This is a genomic window from Ruegeria sp. YKSF57 (genome assembly GCF_059612585.1).
In genome coordinates, this window is sequence record NZ_JBXWQW010000069.1 from 1 (window position 1) to 15,056 (window position 15,056).

Below are 15,056 nucleotides of genomic sequence, written 5' to 3' on the forward strand. Positions count from 1 at the left end.
TGAACGCCAAGACCCGCCGAACCGGTATCTGTGGCGCGGCGGAATGCCTGCTCGTGCATCAGGATGTCGTGGACTCGATTGGCAAGGATGTCGTCGCAGCACTTCTTGCCGCAGGTGTCGAGGTTCATGCCGATGGCGCTTTGGCTACCGACGGTACCGTTGCCGCGACCGAGGCCGACTGGGGCAAGGAATTCCTCGACAGCATCATCGCTGCACGCACCGTGGCGGATGTTGACGCGGCCATTGACCATATCCGTCAGTACGGCTCGAACCACACTGATTGCATCATGACCGAAGATGCCGCCACGGCGGCAAGGTTCTTCGAGCGCCTGGACAGTGCCATTCTGATGCACAACGCGTCGACTCAGTTCGCCGATGGCGGCGAATTCGGGATGGGGGCCGAGATTGGCATCGCGACCGGCAAGATGCATGCGCGTGGCCCGGTCGGCGCAGCGCAACTGACAAGTTTCAAATATCTGGTGCGCGGAAACGGAACCACCCGCGCCTGACGCTCCGTCAAAGAAAGACCAGTCAGAATCGGATTGAGGCGCGGGTCGATGTCGTTTCGGCCCGCGCGCGTCGACCAAGATCTTTTGCCGTTTGCGCCAGTAACGCGAACTGAACCAGAGCCGGGGTGACCTGCACCTTGAAGTCCCGTGTATTCAGCCCGTGCCACAAGTCCTGATTCACGTTCATCTTGTCGGCTGTGCCAACCACATTCCATTGACCTTCCGAACAGGTCACCTCGACAGTGCCCCCAAATGGCATCGCGGATTCGCAGCACTGAATTGCCAGAAAAGCCAGTTTGACCTCGCTGCGTGGTTTGGCGTCACCTGGCGCCCAATGGATTTTTACGCGCCCGGTTCTCGTCAGATCGGCTAGCACCCCGGTTATTTCAGTACGTCCCAGCGGCTGATTTCCTCCGGCCCCGAAGGCGATGCGAAAGAACCGTATACGGGCACTGGCATTGTCCACGCTGCCCGAGATAAGCTCCATCTCGGGGCCCGGCACCCCGCCGGACATGTTCAGCAACTCCAATCCGTTTGTGATCGCGCCGATCGGACTGATCAGGTCATGACAGATTCGCGACCCGATCAAAGCGGCCAGGTTGACGTTGCCTTCGCTCATGCGTACCTCCTGCAGACCCGTCAGATATCCCGGAAACAAGCCGTTATGACAGACCTTAATGCAATTCTTGCACCGGGCATGTTCGTCCGCCACCCCGATTTCCCCGACTGGGGTGTTGGACAGGTTCAGTCCAACATAGGTGGCAAGATCACTGTCAACTTCCGCGAGCAGGGGAAAGTGGTGATCGACGGAACGAACATCGCCCTTTTGCCCATCTTTGATCCGGAAAACTGATTGACGATTGGTTAACGTCCACACGGAAAAGCATCGACAGGTTGCCATTTCTTTTGAATGTACTGTATCAGCGCGACGGCAAAATGATTGCCAAACCATTGGATAGGATATGTCGGACCGCGGCCCAAGTTTTACCGTCAAGATCGCCGAGACCGAGGCAGAGCTGCACGCGGCGCAGCGCCTGCGTTATAACGTCTTCGTGCGCGAACTGGGCGGTGGGGGCAAGATGGTGGATCACGACACAGGACTGGAACGCGACAGGTTTGACCCTTTCTTCGATCACATGCTGGCCATTGATGATGAAACCGGCAATGTGATTGGTGTCTATCGGCTGCTGCCCGATGACAAGGCTCAGGCCGCGGGCCAGTTCTATTCCGAGGACGAATATGACCTGACCGTTCTCAAAAGAAGCGGCAGGAAACTGCTGGAATTGGGGCGGTCCTGCGTGCATCCCGACTATCGGGGCGGCATGGCGATGTATCATCTGTGGAACGGGTTGGCGGCCTATGTGGCGGACCATCAAATCGACATTCTGTTCGGCGTCGCCAGCTTTCACGGCACCGACGTGACGACACTGGCCCAGCCGCTATCGATGCTGCATCACAACCACCTGGCTCCGGCCGATATTCGCGTCAGGGCGCAGCCCAGGCACTACGTTGATATGAACCTCATACCAAAAGCCGAACTGAATCGCCGCGAGGCGATGCTGGGCGTTCCGACCCTGATCAAGGCCTACCTGCGGCTGGGCGGATTTGTTGGGGACGGCGCCTATATCGATCATGCCTTCAACACCACGGATGTCTGCCTGATCCTCGATACCGCCCGAATGAACGAGCGCCAGCGTCGTATCTACAGCGGAGCGCGCATGTGACCGACCCTCTGTGGAACAGCGATGATGAACCTGATCCGATCCGCATCAGTTTGGGAGGATGGTTACGTGTTCTGGCACGTGGCATGCCCTTGGCGTTTTTGGTGTTTGGCGGGCTTCTGGTTCTTCTACTGGTTCGCCTGATCGAACATCCGATTCATGGCCATAATCGCCCGATCACGCCTCACATCGCTCAATTCGTGTGCCGGAATGCGCTGCGTATCCTGGGAATCGGGTTCTGCACGTCCGGCGAACTGATGCACCAACACGGCGCTGTGGTTGCAAATCATACTTCCTGGCTGGACATATTCGCCCTGAATGCGCGCAAGCGGGTCTATTTCGTGTCCAAAGCCGAGGTTGCGAGATGGCCTGCCATTGGCTGGCTGGCGCGTGCAACCGGAACGGTGTTCATCGAACGGAACCCTAAAAAGGCCAGGGAACAGACCGAGATTTTTGAATCCCGGCTCAAGGCGGGTCATAAACTCCTGTTTTTTCCCGAAGGCACTTCGACCGATGGTTTGAGGGTTTTGCCATTCAAAACAACTCTGTTCGCTGCGTTCTTCTCCGATCACCTGCGGGATGACGTTCACATCCAGCCCGTTTCGGTCATTTTCCACGCCCCCGATGGTGAATCCGACCGGTTTTACGGCTGGTGGGGCGATATGGAGTTTGGCCCGCATCTTCTCAAAACCCTCGCGGCCCGGCGGCAAGGCTGGGTCGAATTGATCTACCACTCCCCGGCAAAGGTCAGTGATTTTGGCGACCGCAAGGCGCTCGCGGCCCATTGTGAAAATGCCGTGCGCAATGCCCACGCCCTCGCGCGGTCATCAAAATAAGGGCGATTGGCCCTTGCACCCCATTCAATCCTGCCGTATACGCGCGCCATTCAAACCCGCAGGCGGGGTTTGGCCCTTTTGGGGGAGACATCCCCAACAGGACCGCCGGTTGGAGCACCCGCTCTGAAACCCCCGCCGAGGAAGAAACCGGAAAGGAAAACAAAGCATGGCTCTTCCCGAGTTCACCATGCGTCAGCTGCTGGAAGCTGGCGTTCACTTCGGCCACCAGACACAACGCTGGAACCCGCGCATGTCGCCGTTCATCTACGGCGCGCGTAATGGCATCCACATCATGGACCTGACCCAGACCGTTCCTATGTTGGATCAGGCGCTGAACGTGATCCGTGAAACTGTCGCAAAAGGCGGCCGTATCCTGTTCGTCGGCACCAAGCGTCAGGCCGCAGGCCCGATCGCCGAAGCGGCCGAAAAATCGGCACAGTATTTCATGAACCACCGCTGGCTGGGTGGGACGCTGACCAACTGGAAAACCGTTTCCCAGTCGATCAGCCGACTCAAGCAGATCGACGAAACCATGGAATCCGGCGCCGAAGGCCTGACCAAGAAAGAGCGTCTGGGCATGGAGCGTGACCAGCAGAAGCTTCAGGCTTCGCTGGGTGGCATTCGCGAAATGGGCGGCGTTCCGGACCTTCTTTTTGTCATCGACGTCAAGAAAGAAGCACTGGCAATTGCCGAAGCCAACAAACTGGGTATCCCGGTTGTGGCCGTGGTCGATACCAACTGTTCGCCCGATGGTGTCGACTACATCATTCCCGGCAACGACGACGCGGCCCGTGCCATCTCTTTGTACTGCGATCTGGCTGCGCGCGCCGCGCTTGACGGCATGTCCGCGCAACTGGGCGCCGCAGGCGTTGACCTGGGTGAGCTGGAAGAAGCGCCGGTCGAAGAAGCCGTCGCAGAAGACGCCGAAGCCACCGCAGAAGCGTAAGCTGCCCGTCATATGAATGACATACGGGGCAGGGTAGACCTGCCCCTAATCCGTTTGAATTGAGGAGAGCCCAGAGATGGCAATCACAGCTGCACTCGTAAAAGAACTGCGCGACGCAACCGGCGCAGGCATGATGGACGCAAAAAAAGCCCTGACCGAAACCGCAGGTGACATGGAAGCCGCCGTTGACTGGCTGCGCACCAAAGGTCTGGCAAAAGCAGCGAAAAAATCTGGCCGAACCGCCGCCGAGGGCCTGGTGGCCGTTGTTGTCGAGGGCGGCAAGGGCGTGGCTGTTGAGGTTAACGCAGAAACCGACTTCGTCGCCAAGAACGCCGAGTTCCAGGACATGGTGGCTGGCATCGCCGCTGCTGCAGTCAACGTCGCCGACGTTGAAGCGCTGAAAGCGGCCGATCTGGGCGGAAAATCCGTCGCTGACACCCTGACCGACAAGATCGCGAAAATCGGTGAAAACATGTCGATCCGCCGCATGGCCAAGATCGAAGGCGACACCGTGGTGTCCTATGTTCACAACGCGGCAACCGCAGGCATGGGCAAGATCGGTGTGCTGGTTGCGCTGTCGGGTGGCGACGAAAACATCGGCAAGCAGGTCGCAATGCACATCGCCGCCGTAAACCCCGCCGCCCTGTCCGAAGCAGACATGGACCCGGCGATTGTCGAAAAGGAAAAGCAGGTCCAGATGGACATCGCCCGCGAATCCGGCAAGCCGGAGCAGGTGATTGAAAAGATGATCGAAGGTCGGATGAAAAAATTCGTGGCCGAGTCGACCCTGCTGAACCAGCAGTTCGTCGTAAACCCGGACCTGACCGTTGAAGCCGCTGCAAAAGAATCCGGCGCCAACATCACCGGCTTCATTCGACTGGAAGTTGGCGAAGGCATCGTGGTCGAAAAAGAAGACTTCGCAGCCGAAGTCGCCAAGGCCGCACAGGGTTAAGTTCAACCCATCCAGGATCTCCAAAAGGGCCGGTTGCAGAATTCGCAGCCGACCTTTTTCGTTTCCGAACGAAAAAAAGGACCGCCAATCGCAGTCCCGACAAGCTCAAACCGGAAATAAATGAGGGGCCCTGCACGATGGGGATGGAAGGGCCCCTCAAAATTCCGACATTGGCGCGCCGAACAATAAAACGACCACTGCCAGACCGGACGGAGAGCGACGATATTGCGAAGATCCGTCCAAATGTTCCTTGGCCAAAGCCACCACTCACGGAACGAGATAATAATGCACCGCCACCCGAAAGTTTGGTAGTCATGATTTCCTTACCTTAGGTAACCATGCGTCAACTGGCGCAAAAAGCGCAGGTTCAAGCTTCCATGACGAACATCTGATTGTGCAAAGCAGCCTTCAGAACAGCCTGTGCGGTCGTCTCGACGGCCAGGGCCTGACGCGCCAGCCTGAGATGTTTTTCAACCGTTGCCGATGTCAGCCCCATCAGCAACGCGATGTCCTGCGTCGTCTTTCCGTCGCCCACCCATTGCAGCGCCTCGCGTTGCCGCTTGGTCAGCGAACGGTTGGGCGGATTATAGGGCAGGGTCAGGATCTTGAGATGCACTATGTTGTTCATCAGCAGGATGTCATTTCCATGCTCATCCCAGATTGCCTCGACATCGTCTTGTGACAGCCCCTTTCGCGCGGCCAGGGAAATCGCGCCTTTGGTACGCATGGAGACCGAGTTGAAACTGACCGTGTAACCTGCGGTCACACCCATCGAGGCGTTGAACTCATACACCTGCCGCTCCTTATCGGTCATCGTATTGTTTGCCAGCGCCTCGGAAATATGCCTCCAACTGCCGGCGCCTTCGTTTCTCAACGCCCATTTCAGCATGGGTGCGTGGAAATACAGCCCCGAGTGCAGGAACCCGTCTATGTACTCCTTGCAATGGTTGGTCAGGATGATGAAATCCTCGGGATCGCCCAACGAGGTAGGTGTGCGATATTGCGTGTACCCGTAAAGAAGCCGAACAAAGCCGAATTTCTCCATCTGACGGCAATGTGCATCCCACAGTTCTTCAAGCGACTTTGCGTAGCTGACGAAATTGAGGTACTCGACTGGCGTCATTGTCGGTCATCTCGCTGAAAATGATTTGACAGTGCGTCGAGCGCCAGCAGATATCCTTGCGCTCCAAAGCCGCAAATCTGCCCGACCGCGACAGGGGCGATATAGGATATGTGCCTGAAGGGCTCGCGGGCATGGATATTTGACAGGTGAACCTCAACGACAGGAACTTCGGCCGAAGAAATCGCATCCATCAAGGCGACAGAGGTATGCGTATAAGCTCCCGCATTCAACACGATCCCGTCCCGAACACCGCGCGCGTCGTGAATGGCATCGATCAGCGCACCTTCGTGGTTTGACTGCACGCATGTGATGTCAAGGCCGATTACGGATCCATGCGCGACACAGGCCTCTTCGATCATTTTCAACGTGGTGTGGCCGTATACCTCTGGTTGTCGAGTACCCAACAGGTTCAGGTTCGGACCATTCAGGACCAGAATTTTTTTCATGTATGTATTTCCCCATTGGCGTACTTTTTACGGGGTTCGCAGACGACTGTCCACAGCGATGCCTTGGTTCCGAAGCCCCAACGGCAATTGGTTGCCCGATCAGCGTGGTAGAAGTCTGGCACAATTTCATGGCGAAAAGATGCTGAAACCCGTTCGGCGCAACTTCAGCAGTGCATCATATGGCGAAATTTGGAACAGGCGCCTCTAACTGATCAGTTTCAGTGTGTTTTCTGAGGCCGAGCAACTCAGATAACCGCTTGCCATCAATCCAAAACCACTCAAAAATTCTCAATGCTACAGCATATTCCAGTTCGCGTTGGTTCAATGCTGATTCGTATTGTTGGTATCGTGACAAGGAAAGTCACGCGATCACGTCATCCAAATCGAAGGGTTTCCTTTCCCAAGATGGCCTCTTTGAACGAAGCGGACGCGGGCCGAACTGTTAACCAGTGAATACAGACACGGCATGCCTTCCAATCACCCAAGGGTTGAAGGTCGCAGCTTTTAACTTGGCCTCGATCTTTACGCACGACAACGTCCACCGTGTGATAACCGCAGGGCCGCAGATCGTCCGTGCGTCACTACGAGCTTATCCTCAGGTGAATCCTCTTTGTCTAATTGTCATTTGATGACACCAGCCGCAGTTGAAAGGTGCGAGATTTGAACGCTCCTTGATCCGCGGTCAGTCCCGCAACCGATTCCGTGCAACTCACCGGCCTCGCGGCAAGCTGCGAGACGGGTTTGACCCGACATGATTCAATGTCAAATCTCACCGGGGTTTTGGCTCTGAATGTGTCGGCCACCAATACTCCCAATACACGGCTGACATCGCCCAAATCGCTTTTCAAAGGCATCAGGATCATCCTGGCCTCGACTTTCGCCATCCCCAGCCGTGTCGGCGCCGCCAATTTAAACTCTGCAATGGCTGGTGCGTCGAAGACCTGCACCAGGGCATTGGCCAGTTCATCCCGAGCGCAAGGTGTGAAATACGCTGAAACCGGCATCCCGCGCACTTCCATACCGGCCAACTCTGTCAAATGGCTGCCAGCCAGACGAAACCGTGCGACACCAGGCGCGACACGTTCCAGGATGAAAGTGAACTGCAGGATGTTGTTCAACCCGCGCGGATCAATATCCGACCGCTTCGGAACGCCTGTGCCATCCAACAGCGCGGTCCAATAGGCTTCGGCCTGCCGGATGGGAGATAAACTGCGACCGCTGACAAACCGATCCATGGGCACCACCTTCCCCGATACCGGTCCGGGGACGTTTTTACTCAACTCTTTCACCACTTAACCCCCTGCCAAATGACAGATCACCCAACTACTCAGCGCTCAGTGATACGCAGTTTACTCAAGTCTTATCCTGACACGGGTTGAGTCAATTTTGGAGCAAATCTTTAACGTTTGGTTAACGCCGGTTAATGTGACCTTTTCAGGCCAACACTTGCCCTCTGCCGCCCTATGGCATTAGGTGCATCCACCACCGGCATCAGGAAAGGGCAGGTATGATAAGATCCATGACCGGTTTCGCCTCGGGCAAGGGCGAATTTGGCGCATATAGCTGGAGCTGGGAATTGCGCAGCGTGAACGGCAAGGGGCTGGACCTGCGTTTGCGTGTTCCCGATTGGCTGACCGGTCTCGAAGCGGCCCTTCGCGCCGACCTGGCCAAGGCGGCCGCGCGCGGCAATATCACCCTGTCCCTGCGAGTCGCCCGCAGCGAAGAAAGTGGCGACCTGACGCTGAACCGCGATTTGCTACAATCAGCACTCGACGCTCTGGCGACGGTCGAGCACGAGGCAAAAACCAAGGGAATATCCCTTGCTCCATCCCGCGCATCAGATCTCCTGGCCTTGCGCGGTATGATGGAAGCAGGCGCTGACGAGGATGACGCCGGGCCTCTGGTTGAACAGCTGAAACGGGATTTCGGGCAACTGGTCCGGTCCTTTCTGGATATGCGCGGGACCGAAGGGGATGCGTTGGTGCGCGTGCTGCAATCGCAACTCGATCTGGTCGAGGCTCTGACCAGACAGGCTGCCGAACTGGCGCTTTCCCGGCGGGACCAGATGGCAGACACTCTCAAGGTCAATCTCGCGCGCGTGCTGAACAATACCGACGGCGCAGACCCCGATCGGGTTGCGCAGGAACTCGCCCTGATTGCGGTCAAGGCCGATGTGACCGAGGAAATCGATCGTCTTACCGCCCATGTTGCTGCCGCGCGCGATCTGTTGGGGCAGGGCGGGCCGATTGGTCGCAAAATGGATTTCCTGATGCAGGAGTTCAACCGCGAGGCCAATACGGTGTGTTCAAAGTCGCAGAACGCGGATTTGACCACCCTGGGGCTTGAGCTCAAGGCCGTGATCGATCAGATGCGCGAACAAGTGCAGAACGTGGAATAAATACGGGAATACGACATCATGGCAAATCGCCGGGGCCTTCTGATCATTCTGTCCTCACCCTCGGGCGCGGGCAAGTCCACGCTGGCCAAACGGCTGCGGGCGTGGGACGCATCCATCCGGTTCTCGGTCTCGGCCACCACCCGCGAACCACGCCCCACAGAGATCGACGGACAGGACTATCACTTCATCACCGAAGAGGCGTTCAAATCCGCCGTGAACAAGGGCGAAATGCTGGAACATGCCCACGTCTTCGGCAACTTCTACGGCTCACCCAAGGGCCCGGTACAAACCGCCATCGAAAACGGGCAGGACGTTCTGTTCGACATCGACTGGCAGGGGGCGCAACAGATCCGGAACTCCGATCTGGGTCAGCACACGCTGTCGATCTTCCTCCTGCCACCCTCGATCCACGAGTTGCGCCGCAGACTGGAATCGCGTGGTCAGGACGATGCCGAAACCATCGCGCGCCGGATGCAGAAAAGCTGGGACGAGATCAGTCACTGGGGCAGTTACGACCACGTGCTGATCAACGATGATCTGGACGCGACCGAAGAGGCGCTCAAGACCATCATCACCGCGACCCGACTGCGCCGCATCCAACAGCCGCACCTGACGGACCACGTGCGCGCCCTGCAATCCGAATTCGAGGAAACGTCATGACGATCTATGCTCTCGGCGAACACAAGCCACGGATCCACCCAGACACCTGGGTCGCACCGGATGCCAACCTGATCGGCCAGGTCGTGCTTGAACAAGGCGCATCGGTCTGGTTCGGCTGCACCATCCGCGCCGATCACGAAGAGATCCGTGTGGGCGCTGGCAGCAACGTGCAGGAAGACTGCATCATGCATATCGACGCGGGCTATCCCTTGACCATCGGCCGCGACTGCACCATCGGCCACAAGGTGATGCTGCATGGCTGCACGATCGGGGACAACACCCTGATCGGCATGGGCGCCATCGTCCTGAACGGCGCAAAAATAGGCAGGAACTGCCTGATCGGGGCTGGGGCACTGATCACTGAAAACAAGGAAATCCCAGACAACTCATTGGTCATGGGCACTCCCGGAAAGGTCGTGCGCCAACTCGATGACACGGCCGCCGCCCGGCTTGCCTTGAGCGCGCGGATGTATCAGGAAAACATGCGCAAGTTTCGCGAAACCCTTGTCCCCGTCTCATGACACTCCGCCAGCGAGACACCGCAATCCGGGTTTAGCAGTCGCCGGGCAACCCAATAGTCGCGAATCCACCCATGCCACTTGATCTCCTGTCAGAATTCATCACTGCAATTCCCATGCCTGCGGTTCTGGTGGACAGGTCCGAACGGATCATTGTCGCAAACTCCGATGCTCGGAAACTCTTGGGGCAACAGATCTCAGGTCGACATTTTGCAACCATCCTGCGCCAGCCGCAGGTCATCGAAGCTCTGGAGAAAACGCTTAAGACCACAGAGCCCACAATCACTCGGCACCTGGCCAACGACGGCGCACAGGACACCACTTTCGAGGTCGAATGCCGATTCATATCTGACCTCGGCGAGACCGAGGCAGGGGCGGCGCTTGTCTGTTTCAAGGACATCACCCATCTTGAACAGGCCGGGCAAATGCGACGGGATTTCGTCGCCAATGTCAGCCACGAATTACGCACCCCGTTGACAGCGCTCATGGGATTCATCGAAACTCTGCGCGGCCCGGCGAAGGACGACGAAACAGCCCGCGCACGCTTTCTTCAGATTATGGCGGATGAGGCCGACAGGATGAACCGTCTGGTTGGCGACCTGATGTCTCTGAACCGCGTCGAAAGCGAAGAACGGGTGCGCCCAAAGCAGGAACTCGACCTTTCGACGGTGTTGCTGACCACGATGAACTCCCTTCGCCCCTTGGCTGACACCGCGAATGTTTCCCTGAAACTGGAAACGCCCGACGACCCGGTAATGATCAAGGGTGATCCCGATCAGCTCCGACAGGTCTTCACCAACCTGATCGAAAACGCGATCAAATATGGCGGCAGCGGTGGACAAGTGACCGCGATCCTGATGACACCCGAACGCGATCCGGCCCTTCGCGGCCCCGCAGCGCGGGTTCAGATCATCGACAAGGGGCCGGGGATAGATGCGATTCATCTGCCCCGGCTGACCGAACGGTTCTATCGCGCTGACAGCCACCGCTCGCGTCAACTTGGCGGCACCGGGCTGGGGCTTGCCATCGTCAAGCACATCGTCAATCGCCATCGCGGGCGGCTGCGGGTCGAAAGCGAGGTTGGCAAAGGATCAACCTTCACGGTGTCCCTGCCGCGGTGATTCCAGCAGATTTGGCATTGATGTGTCAGTCATGAAACATGCGCATAACAGCAATGCGGAATATTTTTGCCAAACCCGGCCAGTTGTCATGCAACTGTTACAAACCCGTCACAAAAGGCTTACGCGCCGTCCCTAGGAGTGCGCCCAGGATCATCATGGGGTGATCGCAAACGTATCTCTACCAAGGAGACTGAAATGTCCTTTGTGAAACTGTCGGCTTCGGCCCTCGCAATTGCCGCTGTATCCGCAACTGCTGCCGCCGCTCGTGATCAGGTTCAGGTTGCCGGCTCGTCGACCGTACTGCCTTATGCCTCGATCGTTGCCGAAGCTTTTGGCGAAAATTTCGACTTCCCGACGCCGGTTGTTGAATCCGGTGGGTCGTCCGCTGGCCTCAAGCGGTTCTGTGAGGGTGTGGGCGAAAACACTATCGACATCGCCAATGCCTCACGCAAGATCAAGGACAAGGAAATCAAGGTCTGTGCCGAAAACGGCGTAACCGACATTATCGAGGTCCGCATCGGCTATGACGGCATCGTTTTTGCCAGCGATATCAACGGCAACTCTTATGAGTTCACCCCAAGCGACTGGTTTTCGGCCCTGTCCGACAAGATTCTGGTCGACGGCGCTCTGGTCGACAACCCCAACACCACTTGGGCCGATGTGAACCCGGATTTCCCGGTTGTTGATATTCAGGCCTTCATCCCCGGAACCAAGCACGGCACCCGCGAGGTGTTCGAAGACAAGGTAATCCTTGCTGGCTGCGAGGAAACCGGCGCATTCGAAGCTTTCATGGCGGCCAATGGCGATGACAAAAAAGCGGCTGAAAAAGCCTGTATCGCTCTGCGCACCGATGGCAAATCTGTCGATATCGACGGCGATTACACCGAAACGCTGGCCCGCATCGAATCAAACCAAAGCGGCATCGGCGTCTTTGGTCTGGCTTTCTATGAGAACAACACCGACAAGCTGCAGGTTGCCACCATGTCGGGCATCGTTCCCTCGACCGAATCGATCGCAACCGGCGAATACCCGGTGTCCCGCCCACTGTTCTTCTACGTGAAGAAAGCGCATATCGGTGTGATCCCCGGCCTCAAGGAATATGTCGAGTTCTTCGTCGCTGACGAGGTCGCAGGCCCCGATGGCCCATTGGCCGAATACGGCCTGGTCGCCGACCCTGAACTGGGCGACACCCAGAACGCTGTCGCAGACGAAGCCACTATGGACGGCAATTCGTAATCTGCCCGCGATCATCCGAAACTGACCGGGGCAGGAGCGCTGCCCCGGTCTTGCTGCTTCTGAATACGGATATTGGTTCTGATGCCGACACTCTGGCTGGTGATATCGCTGTTTGTTCTGGCCGCCATCGGGTATGTCGCCGGGCGCCGTAGCGCACTGAATTCGGCTGGCGGCAACACGCGCGCCCTCCATTCCTTGCCCGTCTACTACGGATTTAACGTGGCGCTGACATCTCTTGTGCCCGCGCTCGGCGTTCTCGTCATATGGCTGCTGGCACAGCCCATGATCGTCGAGAGCCGGGTCTCGGGCATGATCCCCGACGAGGCGATTCCGCAGGAATCGACCCGTGACCTGCTTATGTCCGATGTCCGGCGTGTGGCCGATGGATTGGACATCGCCGTGCAACAGGGTGTCCTGACCCGACTTGAGGCCCGCGCACTGGATGCAGAGGAAACAGATATCCGTGCGCAATTGGGTGATCTCGGCGTCGCGCTGGGATCGGATGTTCGCCCTGAGGTTCTGCGCGCCGCACAAAGCTATCGTCGGATGAACACCCTTGGCGGAAGTGCAATGGCAATCCTCGTCGCAGCGCTTGCCCTTGGCGGTCTGGCAGTCTCCTACGCGAGAACTCACAAAGACTTCCGGGCGCGCAATACCGTCGAACGCGGCATTCTGGCGTTACTGATCCTGGCCGCCTCGCTGGCCATTCTGACCACAGTTGGCATCGTTCTGTCGATGCTCTTCGAGACCACGAATTTCTTCCGCATGCATGATTGGAAGGACTTCTTCCTGGGCAGCACCTGGGCGCCGAATTTCCGCGGCGATTCCGAATTGTCCATTCTGCCGCTGCTGTGGGGCACGTTGTACATTTCGGCCATCGCGCTTCTGGTGGCAGTACCAATTGGACTATTCGCCGCAATCTACCTGTCCGAATACGCCGGCAAGGCCACCCGCAGCTTTGCCAAGCCAATGATCGAAATTCTCGCCGGCATCCCGACAATCGTCTACGGCCTCTTTGCATTGCTGACCGTTGGCCCGATGCTGGCAAACGTTTTTTCCAAGGGCGGGTTTCTGGGGGTCGAATGGATGGCCGGTGCAACGTCGGTACTGACCGCAGGATTGGTGATGGGGATCATGCTGATCCCGTTCGTCTCGTCCCTGTCCGATGATATCATCAACGCCGTTCCACAATCGATGCGCGACGGCTCGCTGGGCCTGGGCGCGACTAGATCCGAAACCATTCGCCAGGTCGTCCTTCCCGCCGCGCTGCCCGGCATTGTGGGCGCGGTTCTGCTGGCCGCCTCGCGCGCTATCGGTGAAACTATGATCGTCGTCATGGGGGCTGGGGCTATTGCCAAGTTCTCGCTTAATCCTTTGGAATCAATGACAACTATCACCACCCGGATTGTCAGCCAGCTGACCGGGGATACCGACTTTGCCAGCCCAGAGACGCTGGTCGCGTTCGCGCTAGGCCTGACGCTGTTCGTCCTTACACTCGGCCTGAACGTTCTGGCGCTTTACATCGTGCGCAAATACCGGGAGCAGTACGAATGACCGATATCAGCCGAAACGGCGTCTCGTCCCGCAGGCAAAACGCTTCACTGCTAAAGAAAGATGCCCGCACCATCCGCAGAAATCGCGCCGAGACCCGGTTCAAGGCGTATGGTGCCGTCGCAATTGCCATTGGCCTGCTGATGCTTGTGCTACTGGTCTATAACATTGTGAGCAAGGGCATGGGTGCATATACGCAAACCTTTGTAACCCTGCCGGTCGAGTTGCTGGAAAGCAAACTCGACAAGAAAGGCGACCGGAATCTTGAAGACATCAAGAAAGTGACCACCTTTGGCTATGCGCCCCTCATCAACAACGCCTTTGAGACCGAAGTGAAAAAGCTTGGGCTCAAGACTGAACTGAAAACGAAAGATCAGGCAGGCATTCTGTCGAAAAGCGCAGTCGCGCAATTGCGTGAGTATGTTCTGGCACATCCCGACAAGATCGGAAAAACAATCGAGTTTCGTTTTCTCGCCAATTCGCGAGTAGACGGCTATTTGAAAGGCCGAGTCACGCGGGCTTCCATCGAAAATGACAAGTCCATTTCTGCCGAGCAGCTGGATTTCGTGGACCAACTACGCAACGCGGGCGTCCTGAAAAAAACCGTCAATCCGGATTTCATCTTTGGTGCCGACGCCTCTGACCAGAGGCCGGAAGCGGCAGGTATGGGGGTTTCGATGATCGGATCGCTGTTCATGATGCTGGTGGTATTGGTGCTGGCATTGCCAATAGGAGTGGCAGCTTCGATCTATCTTGAGGAATTTGCGCCGAAAAACTGGCTGACCGATGTCATCGAAGTGAACATTTCAAACCTGGCCGCTGTACCGTCGATCGTTTTTGGTATCCTGGGCCTTGCAGTCTTCATCAACTATATGCACTTGCCGATGTCCGCACCTCTGGTGGGAGGGCTGGTCTTGACGCTGATGACCCTGCCAACGATCATCATTTCGACTCGTGCATCGCTAAAATCGGTACCGCCCAGCATTCGTGATGCGGCGCTTGGGGTAGGGGCATCGAAGATGCAATCCGTGTTTCATCA

Annotated in this window: 16 protein-coding genes and 1 pseudogene; 13 read left to right on the forward strand and 4 right to left on the reverse strand. The window is 57.3% G+C overall.

Annotation, left to right across the window (positions count from 1 at the left end; translation table 11 throughout):
* A pseudogene (gene proA / locus AC2FLX_RS20230) lies at nucleotides 1-509 on the forward strand (glutamate-5-semialdehyde dehydrogenase); the annotation flags it as partial.
* Between the two features lie 22 nt (nucleotides 510-531).
* Here the strand turns inward: proA and AC2FLX_RS20235 are convergent.
* Nucleotides 532-1,128 carry a histidine phosphotransferase family protein gene (locus AC2FLX_RS20235; protein WP_480751380.1) on the reverse strand — a complete coding sequence of 199 codons (597 nt, stop codon included), beginning with the start codon at nucleotides 1,126-1,128 and terminating at the stop codon, nucleotides 532-534.
* Nucleotides 1,129-1,173: 45 nt separating this feature from the next.
* Here AC2FLX_RS20235 and AC2FLX_RS20240 point away from each other — a divergent pair, with 45 nt between their 5' ends.
* The 5 genes from AC2FLX_RS20240 (at nucleotide 1,174) to tsf (ending at nucleotide 4,964) form a co-directional block, all read left to right on the forward strand.
* Nucleotides 1,174-1,362 (forward strand): DUF3553 domain-containing protein, encoded by a 189-nt coding sequence (locus AC2FLX_RS20240; RefSeq protein WP_480751381.1) that lies wholly within the window; start codon nucleotides 1,174-1,176, stop codon nucleotides 1,360-1,362.
* 109 nt (nucleotides 1,363-1,471) lie between these two features.
* On the forward strand, nucleotides 1,472-2,233 hold the full coding sequence (olsB, locus tag AC2FLX_RS20245; protein WP_496810396.1) for an L-ornithine N(alpha)-acyltransferase: 762 nt from the start codon (nucleotides 1,472-1,474) through the stop codon (nucleotides 2,231-2,233).
* Entirely contained in the window at nucleotides 2,230-3,066 is an 837-nt protein-coding gene (gene olsA / locus AC2FLX_RS20250) for a lyso-ornithine lipid O-acyltransferase (RefSeq protein ID WP_496810397.1), read from the forward strand. Before olsB ends, olsA begins: the two co-directional genes overlap by 4 nt.
* Nucleotides 3,067-3,232: 166 nt before the next feature.
* The gene (gene rpsB, locus AC2FLX_RS20255; protein WP_480751385.1) at nucleotides 3,233-4,012 is read left to right on the forward strand and encodes a 30S ribosomal protein S2; all 780 of its coding nucleotides are present in this window, start codon (nucleotides 3,233-3,235) and stop codon (nucleotides 4,010-4,012) included.
* Nucleotides 4,013-4,088: 76 nt separating this feature from the next.
* Nucleotides 4,089-4,964 carry a translation elongation factor Ts gene (gene tsf, locus AC2FLX_RS20260; RefSeq protein ID WP_496810398.1) on the forward strand — a complete coding sequence of 292 codons (876 nt, stop codon included), beginning with the start codon at nucleotides 4,089-4,091 and terminating at the stop codon, nucleotides 4,962-4,964.
* 367 nt (nucleotides 4,965-5,331) lie between these two features.
* On the opposite strand, the gene AC2FLX_RS20265 is transcribed toward tsf, so the two are convergent.
* From AC2FLX_RS20265 to AC2FLX_RS20275, 3 genes are all read right to left on the reverse strand, one after another.
* Nucleotides 5,332-6,087: an autoinducer binding domain-containing protein gene (locus tag AC2FLX_RS20265; protein WP_496748178.1), complete on the reverse strand. Its 756-nt coding sequence runs from the start codon at nucleotides 6,085-6,087 to the stop codon at nucleotides 5,332-5,334.
* Complete coding sequence (gene aroQ, locus AC2FLX_RS20270; RefSeq protein ID WP_496810399.1) at nucleotides 6,084-6,533, reverse strand: type II 3-dehydroquinate dehydratase; 450 nt, start codon at nucleotides 6,531-6,533, stop codon at nucleotides 6,084-6,086. The genes AC2FLX_RS20265 and aroQ overlap by 4 nt, the downstream gene beginning before the upstream one ends.
* 614 nt (nucleotides 6,534-7,147) lie before the next feature.
* A complete protein-coding gene (locus tag AC2FLX_RS20275; protein WP_480751392.1) occupies nucleotides 7,148-7,768 on the reverse strand; it encodes a PAS domain-containing protein in 621 nt (206 codons plus the stop codon).
* A 272-nt stretch (nucleotides 7,769-8,040) separates the two neighbouring features.
* Here AC2FLX_RS20275 and AC2FLX_RS20280 point away from each other — a divergent pair, with 272 nt between their 5' ends.
* The 7 genes from AC2FLX_RS20280 to AC2FLX_RS20310 form a co-directional block, all read left to right on the forward strand.
* Nucleotides 8,041-8,931, forward strand: a complete 891-nt coding sequence (locus tag AC2FLX_RS20280) for a YicC/YloC family endoribonuclease (protein WP_496810400.1) — start codon at nucleotides 8,041-8,043, stop codon at nucleotides 8,929-8,931.
* Between the two features lie 18 nt (nucleotides 8,932-8,949).
* Nucleotides 8,950-9,591, forward strand: coding sequence for a guanylate kinase (gene gmk, locus AC2FLX_RS20285; protein WP_480751395.1), 642 nt, complete (start codon nucleotides 8,950-8,952; stop codon nucleotides 9,589-9,591).
* Nucleotides 9,588-10,112 (forward strand): gamma carbonic anhydrase family protein, encoded by a 525-nt coding sequence (locus AC2FLX_RS20290; protein ID WP_480751396.1) that lies wholly within the window; start codon nucleotides 9,588-9,590, stop codon nucleotides 10,110-10,112. Before gmk ends, AC2FLX_RS20290 begins: the two co-directional genes overlap by 4 nt.
* Before the next feature lie 71 nt (nucleotides 10,113-10,183).
* The gene (locus AC2FLX_RS20295; RefSeq protein ID WP_496810401.1) at nucleotides 10,184-11,230 is read left to right on the forward strand and encodes a sensor histidine kinase; all 1,047 of its coding nucleotides are present in this window, start codon (nucleotides 10,184-10,186) and stop codon (nucleotides 11,228-11,230) included.
* A gap of 195 nt (nucleotides 11,231-11,425) precedes the next feature.
* Complete coding sequence (locus AC2FLX_RS20300; protein ID WP_480751399.1) at nucleotides 11,426-12,466, forward strand: substrate-binding domain-containing protein; 1,041 nt, start codon at nucleotides 11,426-11,428, stop codon at nucleotides 12,464-12,466.
* 81 nt (nucleotides 12,467-12,547) lie between these two features.
* Nucleotides 12,548-14,020 (forward strand): phosphate ABC transporter permease subunit PstC, encoded by a 1,473-nt coding sequence (gene pstC, locus AC2FLX_RS20305; RefSeq protein WP_496810402.1) that lies wholly within the window; start codon nucleotides 12,548-12,550, stop codon nucleotides 14,018-14,020.
* Nucleotides 14,017-15,056: PstA family ABC transporter permease (locus tag AC2FLX_RS20310; RefSeq protein ID WP_496875516.1), on the forward strand; the 1,040-nt coding region annotated here is incomplete at its 3' end. The genes pstC and AC2FLX_RS20310, both read left to right, overlap by 4 nt.